We start from the raw sequence: 19,597 nt of genomic DNA, 5'->3' as shown, positions 1-19,597 counted from the left end.
AGGCGGGGTGTTTTTTGTGGAATAAAGTTGGATGGAATATTAGCGGATGAAATAGGCACTTCCTGTTAAAAGAAATTGGTCAGGATAGTAATTTTATTATCCCGACCAATTTTTGCTATTATGAACTTTTCTTAAACTATATTGCTTTTTGGAGCCTTGCATGTTATACTGTTATACATAACAGCATAACAGTTAAAACACACGGAGGATGCAGCAATGAAACTGATTATTTCAAATGTATCTGGCGTCCCCATATACGAGCAGATTAAACAGCAGATCAAGGCGGCTATTTTATCTGGCGAGCTTCAAGCCGAAGAAACTTTGCCCTCCCTTAGAACACTTGCCAAAGACTTAAAGATCAGCGTCTTAACAGTGACAAAGGCATACACAGAATTAGAGCAAGAGGGCTTTGTTAAAAATGTGCAGGGGCGTGGATGTTTCGTAATGGGGTCTGGTTCAGAACTGATTAAGGAGCAGCTTATTTGCAAAGTAGAAAACAATCTCACCGAAGCAATAAAAGCTGCAAGAATGGCAAATCTATCCACAGAGGAATTACATCGCCTTTTGGACATTTTAACGGAGGTAAAAACAGATGACTAATTATTTAGAGGTAACGAATCTTTCAAAATCTTTTGATTCTTTTCAACTTCACAATATCAGCTTTACTTTGCCAAAGGGATATATTATGGGCTTGATCGGCCCGAATGGTTCTGGCAAAACAACGACAATCAAACTGATTTTGAATATGCTCAAGCGCACCGGCGGCACAGTCAAAGTGATGGGGCTGGATAATATCGCAGAAGAACAAAAAGTAAAATCAGAGCTGGGCGTTGTTTTCGATACAAATTATTTCAGTGATGATTGGAAAGTGTCGCAGGTTGAAAAATCCATTTCGGTATTTTATCCAAATTGGGACAGCCAGAAATTTGCGGATATGTTACGGAAATTTCACATTGCACCAACCAAAAAGGTAAAAGAACTTTCCAAAGGTATGCAGATGAAGTTAATGCTTGCCTGTGCGTTTTCATACGACGCCAAATTGCTGATCCTTGACGAACCGACCAGTGGACTTGACCCGGTTTCCAGAGATGAACTTTTGAAAATTCTTTCAGAGTATATTGAAGATGGCGAGCATAGTGTTTTGTTCTCCACCCATATCACAGGCGATTTGGAGCGTGCAGCCGATTATATTACCTACATCAGTTATGGCGAGCTGTTTTTTACTGGCAGCAAAGATGATTTTGTAGATATGTTCCGCATTGTAAAAGGTGGAATTGAGGAACTGTCCGATGATCTGAAAAATAAGGCGGCTGGTATTCGTACATTCCCTACGGGATTTGAGGCTCTGATGAAAACCGAAGATATTAGCGGTTTCCCTAACCTGACCGTTGATCCTGCCACCATTGATGAAATTGTAGTGTTTACAAGCAAGAAAGGTGACGATTATGAGTAATATTTTGAAATCCACAAAATTAGATATTGCATTGGTAAAACCATATTTTAAGACGATTTGCTTTACCCTGCTCCTGCCGATTGTGTTTGCCGCAATCAATCGTTCTTTGCTGACAGGGGTATCATTTGCTATGTGCTTTATTGCCATGACGACGGGATATACCTTTTCCATCACAGAAAAAAACAGCATGGATCGTCTGTTTGGTATTTTACCTGTTCGTAAAAGCGAGCTTGTGATCGGACGCTATGTTTTTGTCCTTGCAATGGGGCTTCTTTCCTTGATTATTTCTTTGATTGCACAGCCGCTTGTCTTGAAAGTACTGGGTGAAACAGTTGGCGTATTTGATATTGTAACTGCCGCTATTGCAGGAGTATTCTTATTTGCACTCTATACCGTGTTCCAGATTCCGGGATATTACAAGTACGGCTCAATCAAAGGACGGGTATTTATGTATATTCCAGTGGCCGGTTTTTTGGTGACTTTACTTCTTCTCTCTAAAATGCCAGCTATCGGGAACTCAATTATTTCAGTCGTTGAATCTTCTCCGATACTTCTCGTTTTCCTTGCGGTTTTTGCTATTGTCGTGATGTATGCGGTTTCAATCTTCTTGTCCATTCGGGTTATGAAGAATAAGGAAATGTGAGGTGATTGTATGGATTTCACAATTTTGGCAGTTGTGCTTTTGATTGGTGTTGGCGTTCCTATCCGTAATAAACTCATACGGAAATATCGGGATAAGAAAAAGAATGATCGCAATTCGGAGTGAACAATATGGAGAAAACAGAGTTCATCCGCTGCCCAGTCTGCGGGAATAAAACACGCGACAAAATCCGGGAAGATACCATTCTAAAAAATTTTCCTCTCTTTTGTCCAAAATGCAAAAGTGAATGTCTAATCGACATTGAGCAATTCCATATAACCGTTATCAAAGCGCCAGACGCACAGCCGCAGAGCCGATAACATAAAAGGAGAACACTCTTTCTATGATTGGCTCTGCTTTTTTATTAGCAACAGGAAGCCTTGAAAGGAGTTTTGAATATGAGTGTTTTACAGACCATCGACCTGAAAAAATATTACGGCACAGAGCCGAACATCACCCGCGCCCTTGACGGCGTGAACTTCTCTGTGGAGGACGGCGAGTTTGTGGCCGTTGTGGGAACCTCCGGCAGCGGCAAGTCTACCCTGCTTCACATGATGGGCGGGCTGGACACCCCTACTTCCGGCAATGTGATTGTCCGGGACAAAGAGCTGTCGAAAATGAACGACGAACAGCTTACCATCTTCCGCCGCCGCAACATCGGCTTTATCTTCCAGAACTATAACCTTGTTCCCATCCTGAATGTGTATGAGAACATCGTCCTGCCGGTGGAGCTAGGCGGGGACACGGTGGATCAGAAGTTTTTGGACGAGATCGTTCACCTGCTGGGGCTGAAAGATAAACTGAAAAATATGCCGAACAATCTTTCCGGCGGACAGCAGCAGCGTGTGGCGATTGCCCGCGCCTTGATTACCAAACCGGCTATTGTGCTGGCCGACGAGCCGACCGGCAACCTTGACAGCAAGACCAGTGCCGAGGTGCTGGGGCTTATCAAGCGTACCAGTGCGGAGTTCCGGCAAACTGTTGTGATGATTACCCACAATGACGACATAGCCCGCCTTGCAGATCGGATTGTCCGCATTGAGGACGGCAAGATTGTGGAATAAGGAGGTGGTAGGCTATGACATGGCCTTTTGAGAATGATACCAGTGCTATCACGAAAAAAATTGCTAAAAACGATATAGATAAAAACCGAGTTAAAAAGGTTTTCTCGCTTACTACGATAGTCTTTGCAACAGCACTACTCATGATGTTGATTATGTTTGAAAGCGGATATGAAACTACAAAAGATAGAATGGCAGAAGGGCAGCCACAAGTTGTTTTTTATGATCTTTCCCAGCAGCAAATTGAGTTGTTGTATTCAGAGGAAAATATCGAATCCATCAAAGTAACTGAAACAGAAAACGGGTATGATGCTTCAATTACCATTGTTGATGCCACAAAAATGACGCAATATGGTTTTTCTTCTGCGGTCGATAATATATCTTCAAAATATGACATTCATCATGTAACAAGAAACGACTTATTCATAGATAGTTTGCCTAACGGAGGACTATTAAATCAGAAAAACATGGTTCTTATGGGGGTGGCAATCTTCATTATAATTGTGAGTGCTTTAGTAATTTACAATGTTTTCTATTTATCTGTTGTAAATCAAGTGCGGCAATTTGGGCAGCTTCGTACTGTCGGAATGACACAGCAGCAAACAAAGAAAATCATCCGCTACGAAAGAAAAATTTTATGTAGAATTGGGGTTCCGATTGGTCTACTGATTGGCGGCCTTGCTGGATATTTGTTGCAACCTGATGGTTGGGATTGGATCGCTGCGGTATTCTGGGGGATAATCATTAGTCTTATCATCAATTTCGTTGTAAAAGTATCGTTAAATAGACCTACAAAAATAGCCCTCAGCATTTCCCCGATCCTTTCCAGCAAATATATGATGGAACGCTTTGATTGTAAGGTTACTAACAAAGAAAAACGAAAATTATCTTCTTTGGGGCTAGCAATCATAAGCATAACATCACACTGGAAAAGCATTTTAGTTTCTGTGCTTTCTTTGGGTCTAAGCGGGCTTTTATTCGTCTTAGCTGCGACATACACCGCTTCCATTGATCCAGAGTCTATTGTAAAGAAAGATGTCTACCAGTATGGACAATTTGCGATTGAAACTACTGGTAAATACAGCGAGAAAGTTTCAGAGATTGAAAACTTCAAACAAAAGATAATGGAGTTTCCAAGCATTAGCAATATAAAGCAAGTTGTTGAAACAGATATTAGTTGGGCAGGGAAAAATAGCACAGGCAAAGATCAACTTTCTATTATTACCGCTAATGACTTTGCTTCTATTCAGCAATTCAGCGAATCAGGCGATTTGGATTACCAACAGCTTGTTCAATCTAACCAGATCGTTGCTGTAAATGGTGTAGAAGGTATTTCTAAAGGCGATACAGTAGAATTTACATTTGGGGATGGCACCCAAAAAATTTATACAGTGGGAGGCATATTAGATGGTGATCTGTATTCAAATACAGCAATTTATGGCGGCTGGTTTTTAATGCCCACTGAATTGATAGCAGAAAATTCGGTTTCTTTTAATGTTTCTATTAGGTTGATTGTAAAGGCAAATGATACCGGATTGGAACACACCACAATATCTTTAGAGAAATTAGTGGATATGTCAGATGGATTAACACTGACGACTATGCAAGAAGCGATTGCTTCAAAAGAAGCTACTATAAGGCAGGTAGGAATATCTATCATAGGCGTAACACTATTCTTGCTGCTTTTTAGTATCATTACTTTCGCAAGTACAATCATTACAAATATCGCAACAAAAAAGCGGGAATACGCTATGTTTCAATCCATCGGTATGACTAGGAAACAAACAGAAAAAATGGCACTATGCGAAAGTTGTGTATTGGCGATAGGGAGCTTGATACTTACTCTGATATTGGGAATTATTTTAGGGCAGATATTGATAAAAGGCTTGATAAGTGCAGGGATTTTCTATTTGTCATATACATTTCCATTAGCATTGTTTACTGTATATTGCATTGTGGTGGTTCTGATTATTTTGATGATTACTATTTCCGCTTTTTACAGTTTACAAAAAACTCCGTTGGTTGAGAGATTACGGATTGTAGACTAAGGAAGTAGACCCAACTAATATAAAAGTGTCCGAGCGTTGTAACATTTCACCCCGATTTTCATTGAAATTTCTTAGCCGCTGTAACACTTCGCGGACATTGGGGTTTTACAATACCCTTATCAACAAAAGTGAGGAGGCGACGCAATGGAACTGACCCCGACATTGATTTTGAATCTGGCGCTGCTGATCGTCCCGCCCGTTGCCCTTGTGCTGGTGTTCCGGCAATGGCTGGCCCGGCACATCCGCTGGTCGGTTGCCTTGACTGCTCTCTGTGATGTTCTCCTGTTTTGGGATGAACTGTTCTACTATGAGAGCTTCGGTCTGTTTGCCGTGCTGATTCTGGTACAGTTGGCGGCCACCGGCGCAGCAGCGTTCCGCTTTTACTACAAACAAAGAAAAGGCTGAGTAGAAAATAGGTATCATCAATCAAAAATATCATTGGAGGTATAACTTATGGAAAAAGAAACAATGGGAACTGTAATTTCAGTTACAAAACAATGGTGGTTAAAAGTGAATCGTAAACCTGCCCGCGTTCATGCGATGGATGGCGCAGCCTTTCCGCATACTATCAAGGTCAAATATACGATAGACGGTAAAGATTACATCTGCCGAAAATGGATTGGCGCAGGAAACAAAGTCCCTGACAAGGGAACAACGATTAAAGTTATCTATTGTGAAGATAAGCCATCGAAAGCAAGAATTGAACTCTAATCAATAAATTTATTAAAATACGGAGGTGATGATGTGATGGGACATTAGCTGTTTTTGATATAGAAGAATCCGGCAAGCAGATCGGAGAAAAGTTATTTCTGCTTCTTAACGAGGAACAAAAGAATGCTCTAATGCAATATATTTTGGAACAAGGAGCCTGTCATGGAACGGTATTCAATTCCTGTCACACTTCCTTCGCAGCAAAGAAAAATCCTCTAACAGAAATACAGGAAGGCGAGCTTTATCTATGCCTGGAACACCGCACTGTCAGGGTTAGGGAACGGATGATCAACCTGACAAGTAAGGAGTTTGATATACTGGCATTGCTCATTGCCAATCCCAAACGTGTTTTTACTTACGAACTGATTACCGATTTGGTTTGGAAAGAGGATTGTGATTTCTATTCGAGAAAAGCGATTCATAATCATATAAGTAAGCTGCGTAAGAAGTTGCGCTTTGAACCGGATCTTCCAAACTATATTGAGAGTGTCGCCGGGATCGGCTATAAATTTGAACATCTATAACATGAGCCCACAAGGTATTGTTTTTCTCTTTCCGCACTACACGCTCTTGGTGTTTCCTAATAGTTAACTTTTTTGAAAAAAGTGAAACACGTCTCCATTGTATTTGCTCTTTTCCTTCATTATAATAATGATATATGAGGTGAGTAATTATGAAAGAGATAAATATTGGCCGTGTCCTAATTAAAAATCGTCACAAAAGAGGCATTACACAGGATGAACTGGCTAACCATTTGGGTGTTTCTAAAGGGGCTGTTTCAAAATGGGAAACGGGAGTTTCCCATAGTTAAAGATACCACACCAAATATGATGAACCCACGCTTATACACTACCAGCTATAATAAACCGCAAGGACAGCAATTTGATACTGCTGTCCTTTCTTTTATAAAATTGCAGTACACAGAAAAAAGCTGTAAAATGATAAATATATTTGTCCTTGTAACAATTCTCGGACATTTGCCTGTTATACTATTTGCAAAAAGAAAAGGAAGTGAGGATATGAAGCAGATTTTAATTGTCGAGGACGACAGTTTTTTGAATAAGATGTTGGCCTATAACCTGACCGCAGACGGCTACGGCGTGACTTCTGCCCTAAACGCCAGAACCGCAGCCGAAGCCATACGCCAGCGGGAATTTGACTTAGTGCTGCTGGACATCAACCTGCCGGACGGCAACGGTTTTGAGCTGTGCAAACTGATAAAGCCCCAGCACCCGGACACCATTGTGATTTTCCTGACCGCTAACGATCAGGAGAGCGACCAGATACGGGGCTATGAGGTGGGCGCGGTGGACTACATCACAAAGCCCTTTGTGATCGGGGCCTTGCAGCGAAAAATCAAAGCCATGTTCGCCATGCTGGAACACCACAAACCGGCCAAGGACATTTACGACGACGGGCGGCTGTTTCTGGACTTCTCGGAGCAGACGGCTTCCTTAAACGGCAAGCCCCTGACCCTATCCCCGATGGAGTACAAAATGCTGAACCTGTTCCGTAAAAATCCCCGGCAAGTGCTGACCCGTGGGCAGCTTTTGGAAAAGCTGTGGGATATAGACGAGAAGTTTGTGGACGAACACACCCTGACAACCTCCATCAGCCGGATTCGGAGTAAGATCGAATCCGACGGCGGCGCGCCCTACATCAAAACTGTTTACGGCATGGGCTATCAATGGACGGGAGGCGAGGCAAAATGAAGTTGCAAAACCTCTCGGTAAAGCGGCTGTTTGGCCGGGTAGCAATGGGGCTTGTCCTTTCCATGTCCGGGATCACCATAGCCCTGTTTCTTGTGACAAAACAGACGGCGGTGCTGCTGACGGGCGGGGCGCTGCTGCTGTGCGCCCTTGTGGGGATTTTTGTACTGACGCAGGCGTTTGGAAAGCGGCTGTCGCAGTTTACCGCTGACCTATGCCAGACTTTAGACCACATGATCGCCGGAAATGAAGCGCCCCAGCGGCCAGAGGACAGCGAAACCCAGCTTGCCAGAATTGGACACCGGCTGGCAAGGCTCTATCAGATCATGCAGGAGAACCGCCGCCGGGTGGACGAGGAACGGCAGGAGTTACAGACCCTTGTATCGGATATTTCCCATCAAGTGAAAACGCCGGTAAGCAATCTGAAAATGGCGACGGACACGCTGCTGGAAAAGCCTATGACCAAGGCGGAGCGCACCGACTTTATCCGGGGAATCCGCAGCCAGACGGATAAGCTGGACTTTCTCTTTCAGGCCCTTGTGAAAACTTCCCGGCTGGAAACGGGCGTGATCCAGTTGGATAAGAAACCGGGCCGCCTCTTTGATACCGTGGCACAGGCCATGAGTGGAATTGTGTATGCAGCAGAGAAAAAGGAAATCGTCGTGTCCGTGGACTGCCCGGAGGATTTGACCGTTTTCCATGACAGCAAGTGGACATCCGAAGCCCTTTTTAACCTGCTGGACAATGCGGTGAAGTACACCCCGGCAGGCGGGAAAATCGCTGTGTCGGTGGTGCTGTGGGAAATGTATGTGGAAATCAAAGTAGCCGACACCGGCAAGGGCATTTCCGAAAGCAATCAGGCCGCCATCTTCCGGCGCTTCTATCGTGAGGAAGAAGTACACGAACAGCAGGGCGTGGGCATTGGCCTGTATCTGGCCCGCGAGATCGTAACACGGCAGGGCGGCTATATCAAAGTGGTTTCGGAGCCGGGCAAGGGTTCGGAATTTTCCATTATGTTGCCGACTAAATAAAGCACACTTATAACAGGAGAAAACACCATGAAAAAAATCAATTTTTGCAAAGCAACAACAATCATCTTAATAATCAATGTTATTTTATCTATTGTTTTATTTTTCGTTGTTCCTGATAAAATAGCAATTCAATGGGTAGGTACATCCCCCAGCAATGCAGTAGATTCTTACTATGTATTTTTGGTGCCGGTATTGTCAGTGCTTTTTGCTTTTACGGGAAAACCTATTTTTACAATGTTCCTGTTTAGATTGTGGAATAGAACTAACGAGCATTTAGTGACATACTTAAATTTGTGTCTGCAAGTTGTATTTCTTACTTGTGAAATCTATATCGGATTATATAACCTATGTAATTTTAATGTTGCCATTAGTATAATTCTCATTGTGGAACTTATGATAGATGTGGTGATTGGATTGAAATTATTTCACAATCAATCTATCTAAAAGATTGTGTAGTATGATTCGGCGGACGACCATTTCCGGCTGTCCGCCGTGAATTTTTTTGAAATGTCCGAGCGTTGTAACATTTCACCCCGATTTTCAATGAAATTTTTTGGCCGCTGTAACATTTCGCGGACATTTGGGTTTTACAATACCCTTATCAACAAAAGTGAGGAGGCGACGCAATGGAACTGACCCCGACATTGATTTTGAATCTGGCGCTGCTGATCGTCCCGCCCGTTGCCCTTGTGCTGGTGTTCCGGCAATGGCTGGCCCGGCACATCCGCTGGACGGTTGCCTTGACTGCTCTCTGTGATGTTCTCCTATTTTGGGATGAACTGTTCTACTATGAGAGCTTCGGCCTGTTCGCTGTGCTGATTTTGGTGCAGTTGGCGGCCACCGGCGCAGCAGCGTTCCGCATTTACAACAAACAAAAAAAGGATTGAATTTTATGAGCATTTTACAGACTATCGACCTGAAAAAGTATTACGGCACAGAGCCGAACATCACCCGCGCCCTTGACGGTGTGAACTTCTCCGTGGAGGACGGCGAATTTGTGGCCGTTGTGGGAACCTCCGGCAGCGGCAAGTCTACCCTGCTTCACATGATGGGCGGGCTGGACACCCCTACTTCTGGCAATGTGATTGTCCGGGACAAAGAACTGTCGAAGATGAACGACGAACAGCTTACCATCTTTCGCCGCCGCAACATCGGCTTTATCTTCCAGAACTATAACCTTGTTCCGATCCTGAATGTGTATGAGAACATCGTCCTGCCGGTGGAACTGGACGGGGACACGGTGGATCAGAAGTTTTTGGACGAGATCGTTCACCTGCTGGGACTGGAAGATAAACTGAAAAATATGCCGAACAATCTTTCTGGCGGACAGCAGCAGCGTGTGGCTATCGCCCGGGCCTTGATCACCAAACCGGCTATTGTGCTGGCCGACGAGCCCACCGGCAACCTTGACAGCAAGACCAGCGCCGAGGTGCTGGGGCTGATCAAGCGTACCAGTGCGGAGTTCCGACAAACCGTTGTGATGATCACCCACAACAACGACATTGCCCGCCTTGCAGATCGGATTGTCCGCATTGAGGACGGAAAGATTGTGGAGTAAGGAGGTGGCAGGCTATGACATGGCCTTTTGAAAATGATACCAGCGGCATAGTAAAGCGCATATCAAACCGCAGTATATCGGCAAATCGAAAAAGAAATATCTTTATTATTTTGACGATTGCACTTGCCAGCGCATTGCTATCTGCTATTGTCCTCTATGGCTTTGGGGTTATGCAGGAAACGCAGAACCGCAACCAAAAAACAGCGCAGATTATGTATCATGCGATTTCTGAACAACAGGGACAGGAACTATACAAGCAAGAAGAAATTGCGTGGGTTGGAGAATTTTTCAACGCATTTTCTGAACAGGTAAACCATTCAACCGTGAATTTTACTTATGCAAATGCAGATATGCTAAAATCCCAAAGTATGCCCTATTCGGGAGATTTACCAGCTTCGGAGAATGAAATTGTAGTGCAAGAATCCTTTTTGGATAGTTTGGGCTATTCAAATGAATTGGGACAGACAATTCAAATCCCCTTTTCTGACGGCACTACCCATGATTTCAAATTGACGGGAATCTTAGATGTGAAAACCGGCGATATTGGGCGCTATACAGCCATTATATCGAAAGAATTAGTAAGACAGCAGTATGGCGACGAGGGCATGATTGATTATTACATTGGGCTGAAAGGCGCTCAAAATATGAGCGAGGAAGAAGCCACCAACTATGCAAACACTCTGGCGCAGCAATTAAAAATTTCCGATGATAATGTGATTGTCCGTTCCACATATTTTAACTTAAAGGACGAAAATCACGGAAGCGATATGCTGTTCTATTTCTTGATTGGTTTTGTAACTTTCATTGGTTCCGGCATTGTGATCTATTCGATTTTTTATATTTCAGTAGCAAGCAGTATCCGTAACTATGGACAGCTTCGCACAATCGGAACTACAAAACGACAGATCAAAAAGATGGTTTACCGCGAGGGGAAATTACTTGCTGCCATTGCTATCCCGATTGGTTTGGTTATTGGAAATGTGATTGGGTACTTCCTGATTCCTGCCGGTTGGTACTGGCTGACTACTTTATGTGTGACGGTCGGGGTTGGCCTTTTTGCATTTATTATTGTGATGATTGCCATTCATACTCCTGTAAAAAGAGCTGCGGCAGTATCTCCGCTGGAAGCATTGCGATATTCCGATTATCAGGGGAAAATGAAAGAAAGTTCCGTGTTGCACCGTAAAATAACGCCTGCTTCACTTGCTAAAATGAATCTGTCCAGACAAAAGGCAAAGTCCACTTTAACAATACTTTCTCTTTCACTCGGCGGAGTATTGGTTGTATTGATTTCGACAATGTTAGTTTCCTATGATGGCGTTGCAGAGGCAAGAGGCAGGGCTTTCCCTGTCGGTGAATTTAACATTCAGCTCAACGCAAATCAATCGTGGGACACTGCTGGTATTTCTTTGTCTGGATTGCAGCAAAAGAATTTTCTAAATGCCGATTTTATAAATGCAGTAGAATCTATTGATGGCGTTACAGGAATCAAGCACTGGTATTACACGGACGCAGAATATCGTGTAAATGGTAATTCTGGAAAATGGATTCAGGGCTTTTGCCGAGATGAACAGCAGAATTTGGAGAAAGAGCGAATTGCGGGAACGACTGATTATGATGAACTGGTGGCAGGCAATGGAATTGTCTTGCTTCAAGAGCGTGCCGATCTCTATGATATTGAGGCTGCGTTGGGTGATACCGTCGAAGTGGACTATAAAACCGAATCCGGCCAAATTCGCACAAAGGCCTATACCGTCATGGGCATTGTAAACGAATATTCTTACTCCGGCTTCTCAAAATGCTTTGCGCTTCCGGAGCAGTTTATGAATGAAGCGACCGGGATAGATTGCACAGGTACGATTTCCGTAATTACCGATATGAAAAAATATGATACGGTAGAAGCTGCATTAAATCAACTGATAGACGGAAATAGCGATTTGGTTATGGAAACCATAAAAGAAAGTATCACTTATTATAGCGGACTTCAACAACTTTCTTTCGGGGTATTGTTGATCGTGGCTGTTATTGTTGTGTGCTTTTCTTTAATCAACCTTGTCAATACGACAATCACAAACTTCTTATCCCGTAGGCAGGAAATTGGAATGTTACAGGCGATTGGTTTGAGTAAAAAGCAGCTTATCAAAATGCTGTGCTATGAGGGGTTAATGTATTCAGTTTTTGCTACGCTGGTAACATTGGTTTTGGGGACTGGACTGGGCTTCCTATCCGTACAGGTCGTTGTGAAAACGATGAATCCATACTTTTACTATTCATTTCCGTGGCTGATCGTATTGATATATTTAGCAATCCTGCTGATTGTGCAATTCACCTTGATTTCTTACACAACTGGAAATCTGAAAAAGCAATCTCTTGTTGAGCAAATCAGGACGATGGAATAGCCGTATGGGATCGGCGGGGCGGCGTGTGCTGCCCCGCTTTTTTCGCCATTTCTCAAAGAAATTTTTGAAATGTCCGAGCGTTGTAACAATTCAGCCTGTTTTTCTGTCGAAATCAAAGGCACCTCGGACATTTGTGTAACATTTGTAGTTTATGCTTGTGGTAAATCAATATTGGGGGTGAGGACACATGAAAAAGATACTGCTGATCGACGACAGCGACACCTATACATGGTGCCTGCAAAAATACTTACAGCACCGGGGCTACCCGGTAAAAACGGCTTGTACGCTGAAAGAAGCGCGGACCGCCATCCAAGAGGAAATGCCGCTGGTGGTCTGCTGTGATCTCGACCTGCCGGACGGTTCCGGCATGGACTTTCTGGACGAGGTGCGGGCCGCAGACAAGGAGCTGCCTTTTATTCTGGCGTCCTGTCATGACAAGGACGACTACGAACAGGAAGCTATGCGCCGGGGCGCGACGCTGTGCATGGACAAAATGAAAGGACTGCTACTACAAGATAAGCTGGTGGAATACGCCTACCGGCAGTTATCCGGCGAAAAGGCCCCGACTTTTCACAAGCTGCTCTTTGTCTATGCAGAAGATACCAGCGCCGAAGTGCTGCGGGCTGCTATGCTACAAAAGGGCTTTGACCTGATTCTGGTTTCCTCGATTTGGGAAGCCAAGCGCCGGATTTTTGAGGATAAGGAAATAGAACTGATCTTGTGCGATCTGGAACTGCCGGACGGCACAGCAATGGAGCTGTTTCATACGCTACGGCGGGTGGCGGGGATGTTCCAAATGAAGAATCCCCCTGTCCGGCTTCTGCCGTTCTTTATCCTCACCGAGAACAACGACCCTGCCACGGAATATGAATACCGGCATGAGGGCGTGAACGACTATATCACCGCCCCGGTCAATATCCCGGAGCTGATCCGGCAGGTTTTGTTCTTTGTGGAGTAATTGAAAAATTTTATGGAGGTGATGATGTGATGGGACATTAGCTGTTTTTGATATAGAAGAATCCGGCAAACAGATTGGCGAAAAGTTATTTCTGCTTCTTAACGAGGAACAAAAGAATGCTCTAATGCAATATATTTTGGAGCAAGGAGTCTGTCATGGAACAGTATTCAATTCCTGTCACACTTCTTCCACAGCAGAGAAAAATCCTCTGACAGAAATACAAGAAGGCGAGCTTTATCTATGCCTGGAACACCGCACTGTCAGGGTTCGTGAACGGATTATCAACCTGACAAGTAAGGAGTTTGATATACTGGCATTACTCATTGCCAATCCCAAACGTGTTTTTACTTACGAACTGATTACCGATTTGGTTTGGAAAGAGGATTGTGATTTCTATTCGAGAAAAGCGATTCATAATCATATAAGTAAGCTGCGTAAGAAGTTGCGCTTTGAACCGGATCTTCCAAACTATATTGAGAGTGTCGCCGGGATCGGCTATAAATTTGAACATCTATAACATGAGCCCACAAGGTGTTGTTTCCCCTTGTGGGCTTGCTTTTTGCAGCATATATTCTAAGAGCGGAATATGTAGAAAATTGCGAATATAAAGAGTAAAAAGCGAATATCTGCGGACTGATAAAGGAAACATAACCGATATAATTTTCTCCCAAGGAGGTATCAAGCAGCCGATTCAGGTTCCTCCTTGATGGGAGGAAATGTCTATGCGTCTATGCAACACAGATCTGCAGATAAACTGCTTTACATTCAGTCACCTATACGTCGTAGTCCAGCTCGTATGGATTGCGGCGTTTTTGGTTTCGACAAAGTTTGAGCATTTTCGCTGTCAACCTCCCGGAAAAATTTTATACTGCTGCTTTGGCGCGCCTGTTCTTTGTACGGGCGCGCTTTTTTGTACCCTTTTTTTAATCAGAAAGAGACTTAGACCTTATCGCTGCCGCAGCCCACCCTCTGATTTCGATTTTTGCCATCAACTCAAACATCGAAATTGGAGGAAATTACTATGAAGAAAATCAATCTTCGGGATTATTACCCGTATTATACACAGGACATGATCGTTGAGGTGCCGGATGAAGTTGCTTTGTTGCTTCGGGAATATATGTTGTTGGAAGAAGCCTATCGGATTCGTACATACCGCTATAAAGCATTTTACTCTCTGGATCGAGACGAAGGTATTGAGCGTGAGATATTGCAAAAGCCTCTTAACCCGGCAGAAATTTGGGAACAGCGCCAAATGACGGAGTTGATTTATAAAGGTCTTTCCAAACTTCCGGTAAAGCAGCGCCAACGAATCTATGCACACTTTTTTCTTGGCATGAGCAAAGCAGATATTGCCAAAGCGGAAGGAACACACAAAAGCCGGATCACCCGTTCTATCGAAGCCGGATTGCGTAGTCTGGAAAAATATTTCAAAGAAATTTTATAACAGACGGCAACTTTGCCCCTAAAAATGTACTGAATAGTAGAGGGACATATTCGGCGGGACAAGCTGGACGGGTGTGGTAAGGAAGCATATACATCCTCCCACCCCAACTGCAATATCAATTTGTCTGCCATGCCCCTTGCTTGTTCCTTGACAACCGAATATACGCTGTTACAGGTACTTCATTCTGTGTTCCGAGCGGCAGATGGGGCGGCGCGGTGACAGGCGGCCTAAGGAGGTGATGGATCCAGGCTGTCCGAGCGATAAACGCAACCTACGAAACCGGCTGTGGCAGGCCGGACGCGATAACGACGCAGATCATAATGGTACTTCTTCACAGCTTCCTAAAGACTTGGGGAGAGTTCCTGCGGCGTTTGCTTGCTCTGGCAAAGCGGCGGCGTATGTGGGACTATGATGCGGTGACGCTATCCGCAGCCTGTAACAGCCCCGTCCTTATAACAGAAGGACTTGCCGGGGTGCGTGGCAAATACGGCAGTAAAATCGAAATCAGATATAATGGGCCGGATTTATGTGTGCAATAACCATAGATCCGACCTATTCATGTGGTTTTGATGATAAGATATAAAAATGTGGGAAGAAAGTGATCTATACTACAGGTGGAAAACATAGCGGCGGAAACTGCTGAAAGTATTGTTGCTGTGTGTTATAATCAATCAAGATGCAAATGCTTAAAGGATATAAGGAGTGAGATACAGCATGAAAATACTTTATGTTACAGACCTGCATGGAGATAAAAATAAATACAGAAAATCATTAGAAATAGCTATGAAACAAGAGATCAGAGTTATTGTGAATGGTGGAGATATGCTTCCAAAATTGGGAGAAAGACATACAGAACAACCGTTATTTATCAAAGGATTTCTAAGTAATTACTTTTCCATATTGCAAGAACATAACATTACATACCTTAATATGCTGGGGAATGACGATTTGCTATCTGTGGATAATCTTTTTGAACAGACTTGTGGGGGATTCGCAAATGTTCATAATATAGCAGGTAAAAAAATCCGCATTGACGAATATGAATTTATTGGAATGAATCAGATTTTGGATCATCCCTTTGGATGTAAGGATCGAGTTGTTACAGAGACAGATTATATTCCCCAAAGACAACTTAGCTTTTTTGCCGGTATATCGAATGAATATGGTTATGACAGAATTTTTGACTGGTTGGAGTATTCCAAAACAGAACTTCCATTGATGTGTGGAATTTTGAAAGAACTGCCTGAACCGGAGAGTCCGAAGAAAACGGTATATGTTATGCACATGCCTCCTGCCGGATTGCGTTTGGGACAGCTTCTATATCAGGATTTGGATATAGGATCAGTAGATATTTATGAGTTCCTTAAAGCCAAACAGCCGTTACTTTCTCTGCACGGGCATATTCACGAAAGTCCTGATACAGAAAAAGGATCATGGATGAATCAGATAGGTACTACAACCTGTATTCAGCCAGGGCAGACAGAGTTTGGCGATAGTAGTATGGTTTATGCAGAGATAGATTTAAAAAGCGGAGTATATGCACGAAGAATTGTAAATATATAGGAGCAAAAAAACACCAGTGATGGTGTTTTTTTGTTGCCTGGAAATGAGGTGAGCACATGGAAAATCCTAAACAGGAGAATGCAGTCCAAATTGGGAATACAACGTTTTATGTAACTTCCGTTTTTTCCGGTACGGTTCAGTTGGAGTATTTAATTAAACGACTGATCCAGAAAGAAATTGAGCAGGAAAACAATACCCGTTGATTGAAAAAAACAGTAGAGCAAATTGCTGAAAAGAGTGCTTAAACGTGTTATAATTATAAAGTACAAAGCAGTTTGTTTGCTGTTGGAAAGGAGCAGAAATGTTAAAACAGCAGACAAAACTAAGAGTTAGATTATATGCACGTTTATCGAAAGACGATGGGGATGCGGATAAGGAAAGCAACAGCATTACCAATCAGTTGCAGATGTTAAGGTACAATGCTAAGGAAAAAGGATTTGAAGTGATAGGCGAATATGTGGACGATGGTTATTCTGGAACCACCTTCAACCGGCCGGATCTGAACCGTATGATTAAAGATGCTATGGACGATCCGGAACCGAGCGGTATCATGGTAAAGGATATGTCACGTTTTGGACGTAACAATGCCATGTTCATGTATTATGTGGAAGAAATCTTTCCTAATAATGATATTTTGTTTATTGCTTTGAATGATGATGTCGATACAAGATTTGATGAAAACGAGATGATGCCGTTTAAATCTATTATGAATGAGTATTATGCTCGTGATACATCAAAGAAAATCCGAAGCGTAAAAAAGACAACAGCATTGAGTGGTGGGTTCTGCGGTTCATTTGCACCTTATGGTTATGTGGTGGACCCAGAGAACAAAAGAAAGCTATTGGTTGATCCTGATACAGCACCTATTGTCAAACGAATTTTTGAATTATCGAAACAGGGCAACAGCGTTCATCAGATTGCGAGAACCTTGTGCGAGGATGGTGTTCTGATTCCGAGAGCATACAGGGCAATGAAGAACGGCACTCTGGAAACAAGTACAGGATTTAAGTTTCCAACGGATTGGGTAGCAAAGAATGTGAAGATGATTTTGGAGAATCAAGTGTACCTGGGACATATGGTTTCTCATAAGACACAGACCAAATCATTTAAGAATAAGAAGCCGGTTGCAGTTCCGAAAGAAGAATGGATCATAGTACGGAACACCCACGAAGCGATCATTGATGAAGAAACCTTTGAACTGGTGCAGAAATTCATCAGTGTAAAAAAACAGCCGAATAAAACAGGACGTCCTAATATATTTGTGGGTCTTGTGAAATGCCCGGATTGTGGTCGCAACATGGCGTTTTCTAATCCAAATGGAAGGGAGCCTCGCTTTCGCTGCAGAACTTATGTAAGGAATAGCAATCTTTGTACAACCCATGCCATTTCTTATGAGGCGTTGCAACAGATTGTTATGAGTGATATTCAAAAGCATATTAAGAATATGGAAGCCTTAGGAGATCAGTTTATACAGGAAATGCACGAATTGAGCGAAAAAGGCGGCAGTAAGAAAATCAAACAGTTCGAGAAAGACTTGGAAGTAGCAGAAAAACGGATTGCAGAAATTGATAGTGTGATTATGAAGCTCTTTGAGCAGAATGCACTCGGTAAGATTTCTGATGAACGCTTTGAAAAGATGTCCTCAGCTTATGAAAGTGAGCAGAAAGAACTTGCTCAAAAAAGAGACGAATTAAGAACTAAAATCAGAGCGGAAGAAAAGAAAACACAGAGTACCAATCAATTTTTGGAAACAATTCGTAAGTATGAAACAGTAACAGAACTGAACCGTTCTATGCTGGTGGAGCTGATTGATAGTATTTATGTATATCAGGCAGAGGGAACCGGCAAAGATCGTAAGCAAAGAGTGGAAATTAACTATCGTTTTCTTGCGGGGTCTCAATGTGGTATCGCCTGACGGCAATGGCCGTGTGGGCCGTCTGATTATGTTTAAAGAATGTTTGAAATACAATATTGTGCCGTTTATTATCGAAGATAATCTGAAGATGTTCTACTACCGAGGATTAAAAGAATGGAATAATGAAAGAGGTTATCTGACAGATACCTGTCTGACCGCACAGGATAAATATAAAGCGTATTTGGATTATTTCAGAATTGCGTATTAAAAGAGATTCAAAATGCAAAGCTAAAGGGCAAGATTTGCAGTTTAAGAAAAAATAGATGAGATACATTTTAAAGACAGGAGTAAATACATGTTCTATAAAATGATAGAAAATAAGTGCACTCAATGGTATGAATCAGAGCAGTGCACTGTTAAAAATTTAATTGAATATATAGACAAAACAGGACAGATGCGTGATGCTCAGATTGAGGCTATCAAAGTGTATCTTTTCCTAAAAATTGCTTGTGAATGTAAGCCATTGACACAGCTGTTTCGACAAGGGTTCTTTAATTCCATTGATCTAAATGAGATAGAATTGTCTAAATCCACTCGTGAATACTTGTTTCGAAATCTAGCTGCTGCGGCTTTATTTGAATATGCATGTTTGACAAACGATAAAGGTGAGCAAGTATCTGAAAAGCTTGAAAAACAGATAAAGAAAGATCCGACGGGAATTGATTATAATGAATTCTTCTGTGCAGTATCGAGGCACAACATCAAACAAAAGAAATCTATGCAGATCTTTGGTCAAGAGACAATAACAAAAAATATGTTTGGACTATTGAACATATCTTCCCAGAAGGAGAAAATGTTCCCGCACCTTGGGTTCAGATGATTGCTGGCGGAGATACAGCATTAGCAAAGCAGCATCGTGCAAATTATGTACATACAATCGGCAACTTAACTATTACTGGATACAATCAGAATCTATCGAATATGTCATTTGAACAGAAAAAGATAGAACATCCAAAGATAAAACAAAAGAAATTGGTTATAAGAATGGTTTGTATTTAAACAAGGGTGTTGTAAATCAAACCGAATGGACTGTCGATAAAATTAAAAGTAGGACTGATGAACTTGTAAACATTCTGTTGGATATGTATAGCTGGTAAGTGTGCGAGG

At 42.7% G+C, this 19,597-nt stretch carries 21 protein-coding genes and 4 pseudogenes; all 25 read left to right on the top strand.

All coding sequences use genetic code 11. The annotated features are described in order from the left end of the window. Nucleotides 1–216: 216 nt before the first annotated feature. The 25 genes and pseudogenes from KFE17_08530 to KFE17_08410 all read left to right on the top strand — a co-directional run bounded on the left by KFE17_08530 (nt 217) and on the right by KFE17_08410 (nt 19,587). Nucleotides 217–600 (top strand): GntR family transcriptional regulator, encoded by a 384-nt coding sequence (locus KFE17_08530; GenBank protein ID QUO30957.1) that lies wholly within the window; start codon nt 217–219, stop codon nt 598–600. Continuing rightward, nucleotides 593–1,453 carry an ABC transporter ATP-binding protein gene (locus KFE17_08525; GenBank protein ID QUO30956.1) on the top strand — a complete coding sequence of 287 codons (861 nt, stop codon included), beginning with the start codon at nt 593–595 and terminating at the stop codon, nt 1,451–1,453. Before KFE17_08530 ends, KFE17_08525 begins: the two co-directional genes overlap by 8 nt. Beyond that, on the top strand, nt 1,446–2,096 hold the full coding sequence (locus tag KFE17_08520; GenBank protein QUO30955.1) for an ABC-2 transporter permease: 651 nt from the start codon (nt 1,446–1,448) through the stop codon (nt 2,094–2,096). Before KFE17_08525 ends, KFE17_08520 begins: the two co-directional genes overlap by 8 nt. Nucleotides 2,097–2,224: 128 nt before the next feature. Beyond that, nucleotides 2,225–2,413: a cysteine-rich KTR domain-containing protein gene (locus tag KFE17_08515; protein QUO30954.1), complete on the top strand. Its 189-nt coding sequence runs from the start codon at nt 2,225–2,227 to the stop codon at nt 2,411–2,413. 78 nt (nt 2,414–2,491) lie between these two features. Continuing rightward, complete coding sequence (locus KFE17_08510) at nt 2,492–3,157, top strand: ABC transporter ATP-binding protein (protein QUO30953.1); 666 nt, start codon at nt 2,492–2,494, stop codon at nt 3,155–3,157. 14 nt (nt 3,158–3,171) lie between these two features. Continuing rightward, the gene (locus KFE17_08505; GenBank protein ID QUO30952.1) at nt 3,172–5,202 is read left to right on the top strand and encodes an ABC transporter permease; all 2,031 of its coding nucleotides are present in this window, start codon (nt 3,172–3,174) and stop codon (nt 5,200–5,202) included. A gap of 144 nt (nt 5,203–5,346) precedes the next feature. Continuing rightward, entirely contained in the window at nt 5,347–5,607 is a 261-nt protein-coding gene (locus tag KFE17_08500) for a hypothetical protein (GenBank protein ID QUO30951.1), read from the top strand. A 48-nt stretch (nt 5,608–5,655) separates the two neighbouring features. After that, a complete protein-coding gene (locus KFE17_08495; protein ID QUO30950.1) occupies nt 5,656–5,913 on the top strand; it encodes a sugar ABC transporter permease in 258 nt (85 codons plus the stop codon). A 131-nt stretch (nt 5,914–6,044) separates the two neighbouring features. Then, a complete protein-coding gene (locus KFE17_08490) occupies nt 6,045–6,437 on the top strand; it encodes a winged helix-turn-helix transcriptional regulator (protein QUO30949.1) in 393 nt (130 codons plus the stop codon). Between the two features lie 149 nt (nt 6,438–6,586). Continuing rightward, a pseudogene (locus KFE17_08485) lies at nt 6,587–6,715 on the top strand (helix-turn-helix transcriptional regulator). 217 nt (nt 6,716–6,932) lie between these two features. Continuing rightward, entirely contained in the window at nt 6,933–7,625 is a 693-nt protein-coding gene (locus KFE17_08480) for a response regulator transcription factor (protein QUO30948.1), read from the top strand. Then, entirely contained in the window at nt 7,622–8,653 is a 1,032-nt protein-coding gene (locus KFE17_08475) for a HAMP domain-containing histidine kinase (GenBank protein ID QUO30947.1), read from the top strand. The genes KFE17_08480 and KFE17_08475 overlap by 4 nt, the downstream gene beginning before the upstream one ends. A gap of 27 nt (nt 8,654–8,680) precedes the next feature. After that, nucleotides 8,681–9,097: a hypothetical protein gene (locus KFE17_08470; GenBank protein QUO30946.1), complete on the top strand. Its 417-nt coding sequence runs from the start codon at nt 8,681–8,683 to the stop codon at nt 9,095–9,097. 182 nt (nt 9,098–9,279) lie between these two features. Further along, nucleotides 9,280–9,540 (top strand): hypothetical protein, encoded by a 261-nt coding sequence (locus KFE17_08465; GenBank protein QUO30945.1) that lies wholly within the window; start codon nt 9,280–9,282, stop codon nt 9,538–9,540. A 5-nt stretch (nt 9,541–9,545) separates the two neighbouring features. Beyond that, a complete protein-coding gene (locus KFE17_08460; GenBank protein QUO30944.1) occupies nt 9,546–10,211 on the top strand; it encodes an ABC transporter ATP-binding protein in 666 nt (221 codons plus the stop codon). 14 nt (nt 10,212–10,225) lie between these two features. Next, on the top strand, nt 10,226–12,610 hold the full coding sequence (locus tag KFE17_08455; GenBank protein ID QUO30943.1) for an FtsX-like permease family protein: 2,385 nt from the start codon (nt 10,226–10,228) through the stop codon (nt 12,608–12,610). A gap of 187 nt (nt 12,611–12,797) precedes the next feature. Continuing rightward, nucleotides 12,798–13,568: a response regulator gene (locus KFE17_08450; protein ID QUO30942.1), complete on the top strand. Its 771-nt coding sequence runs from the start codon at nt 12,798–12,800 to the stop codon at nt 13,566–13,568. A 124-nt stretch (nt 13,569–13,692) separates the two neighbouring features. Next, the gene (locus KFE17_08445) at nt 13,693–14,085 is read left to right on the top strand and encodes a winged helix-turn-helix transcriptional regulator (GenBank protein QUO30941.1); all 393 of its coding nucleotides are present in this window, start codon (nt 13,693–13,695) and stop codon (nt 14,083–14,085) included. A 504-nt stretch (nt 14,086–14,589) separates the two neighbouring features. Beyond that, nucleotides 14,590–15,012 (top strand): sigma-70 family RNA polymerase sigma factor, encoded by a 423-nt coding sequence (locus KFE17_08440; GenBank protein QUO30940.1) that lies wholly within the window; start codon nt 14,590–14,592, stop codon nt 15,010–15,012. Nucleotides 15,013–15,726: 714 nt separating this feature from the next. Beyond that, the gene (locus tag KFE17_08435; protein ID QUO30939.1) at nt 15,727–16,575 is read left to right on the top strand and encodes a metallophosphoesterase; all 849 of its coding nucleotides are present in this window, start codon (nt 15,727–15,729) and stop codon (nt 16,573–16,575) included. 56 nt (nt 16,576–16,631) lie between these two features. Beyond that, nucleotides 16,632–16,778, top strand: a complete 147-nt coding sequence (locus tag KFE17_08430) for a hypothetical protein (GenBank protein ID QUO30938.1) — start codon at nt 16,632–16,634, stop codon at nt 16,776–16,778. A 98-nt stretch (nt 16,779–16,876) separates the two neighbouring features. Continuing rightward, a complete protein-coding gene (locus KFE17_08425) occupies nt 16,877–18,490 on the top strand; it encodes a recombinase family protein (protein QUO30937.1) in 1,614 nt (537 codons plus the stop codon). Next, nucleotides 18,489–18,698: pseudogene (locus KFE17_08420) on the top strand (cell filamentation protein Fic). Before KFE17_08425 ends, KFE17_08420 begins: the two are co-directional and overlap by 2 nt. An 87-nt stretch (nt 18,699–18,785) precedes the next feature. Next, nucleotides 18,786–19,169 (top strand): annotated as a pseudogene (locus KFE17_08415) (type III restriction endonuclease subunit R). Next, nucleotides 19,163–19,587 (top strand): annotated as a pseudogene (locus KFE17_08410) (HNH endonuclease). The pseudogenes KFE17_08415 and KFE17_08410 overlap by 7 nt, the downstream one beginning before the upstream one ends. Nucleotides 19,588–19,597 lie beyond the last annotated feature (10 nt).

The sequence above is a fragment of the Faecalicatena sp. Marseille-Q4148 genome (assembly GCA_018228665.1).
Classification (GTDB): domain Bacteria; phylum Bacillota; class Clostridia; order Lachnospirales; family Lachnospiraceae; genus UBA9414.
Note: the sequence above shows the minus strand (reverse complement) of the source record. Positions and strands in the feature narration are given on the sequence as shown.

Excerpts from the sequence above, each read along its gene's own strand:
- KFE17_08530 (QUO30957.1), top strand. The coding sequence starts at position 217 with ATGAAACTGATTATTTCAAATGTATCTGGCGTCCCCATATACGAGCAG.
- KFE17_08525 (QUO30956.1), top strand. The coding sequence starts at position 593 with ATGACTAATTATTTAGAGGTAACGAATCTTTCAAAATCTTTTGATTCT.
- KFE17_08520 (QUO30955.1), top strand. The coding sequence starts at position 1,446 with ATGAGTAATATTTTGAAATCCACAAAATTAGATATTGCATTGGTAAAA.
- KFE17_08515 (QUO30954.1), top strand. The coding sequence starts at position 2,225 with ATGGAGAAAACAGAGTTCATCCGCTGCCCAGTCTGCGGGAATAAAACA.
- KFE17_08510 (QUO30953.1), top strand. The coding sequence starts at position 2,492 with ATGAGTGTTTTACAGACCATCGACCTGAAAAAATATTACGGCACAGAG.
- KFE17_08505 (QUO30952.1), top strand. The coding sequence starts at position 3,172 with ATGACATGGCCTTTTGAGAATGATACCAGTGCTATCACGAAAAAAATT.
- KFE17_08500 (QUO30951.1), top strand. The coding sequence starts at position 5,347 with ATGGAACTGACCCCGACATTGATTTTGAATCTGGCGCTGCTGATCGTC.
- KFE17_08495 (QUO30950.1), top strand. The coding sequence starts at position 5,656 with ATGGAAAAAGAAACAATGGGAACTGTAATTTCAGTTACAAAACAATGG.
- KFE17_08490 (QUO30949.1), top strand. The coding sequence starts at position 6,045 with ATGCAATATATTTTGGAACAAGGAGCCTGTCATGGAACGGTATTCAAT.
- KFE17_08480 (QUO30948.1), top strand. The coding sequence starts at position 6,933 with ATGAAGCAGATTTTAATTGTCGAGGACGACAGTTTTTTGAATAAGATG.
- KFE17_08475 (QUO30947.1), top strand. The coding sequence starts at position 7,622 with ATGAAGTTGCAAAACCTCTCGGTAAAGCGGCTGTTTGGCCGGGTAGCA.
- KFE17_08470 (QUO30946.1), top strand. The coding sequence starts at position 8,681 with ATGAAAAAAATCAATTTTTGCAAAGCAACAACAATCATCTTAATAATC.
- KFE17_08465 (QUO30945.1), top strand. The coding sequence starts at position 9,280 with ATGGAACTGACCCCGACATTGATTTTGAATCTGGCGCTGCTGATCGTC.
- KFE17_08460 (QUO30944.1), top strand. The coding sequence starts at position 9,546 with ATGAGCATTTTACAGACTATCGACCTGAAAAAGTATTACGGCACAGAG.
- KFE17_08455 (QUO30943.1), top strand. The coding sequence starts at position 10,226 with ATGACATGGCCTTTTGAAAATGATACCAGCGGCATAGTAAAGCGCATA.
- KFE17_08450 (QUO30942.1), top strand. The coding sequence starts at position 12,798 with ATGAAAAAGATACTGCTGATCGACGACAGCGACACCTATACATGGTGC.
- KFE17_08445 (QUO30941.1), top strand. The coding sequence starts at position 13,693 with ATGCAATATATTTTGGAGCAAGGAGTCTGTCATGGAACAGTATTCAAT.
- KFE17_08440 (QUO30940.1), top strand. The coding sequence starts at position 14,590 with ATGAAGAAAATCAATCTTCGGGATTATTACCCGTATTATACACAGGAC.
- KFE17_08435 (QUO30939.1), top strand. The coding sequence starts at position 15,727 with ATGAAAATACTTTATGTTACAGACCTGCATGGAGATAAAAATAAATAC.
- KFE17_08430 (QUO30938.1), top strand. The coding sequence starts at position 16,632 with ATGGAAAATCCTAAACAGGAGAATGCAGTCCAAATTGGGAATACAACG.
- KFE17_08425 (QUO30937.1), top strand. The coding sequence starts at position 16,877 with ATGTTAAAACAGCAGACAAAACTAAGAGTTAGATTATATGCACGTTTA.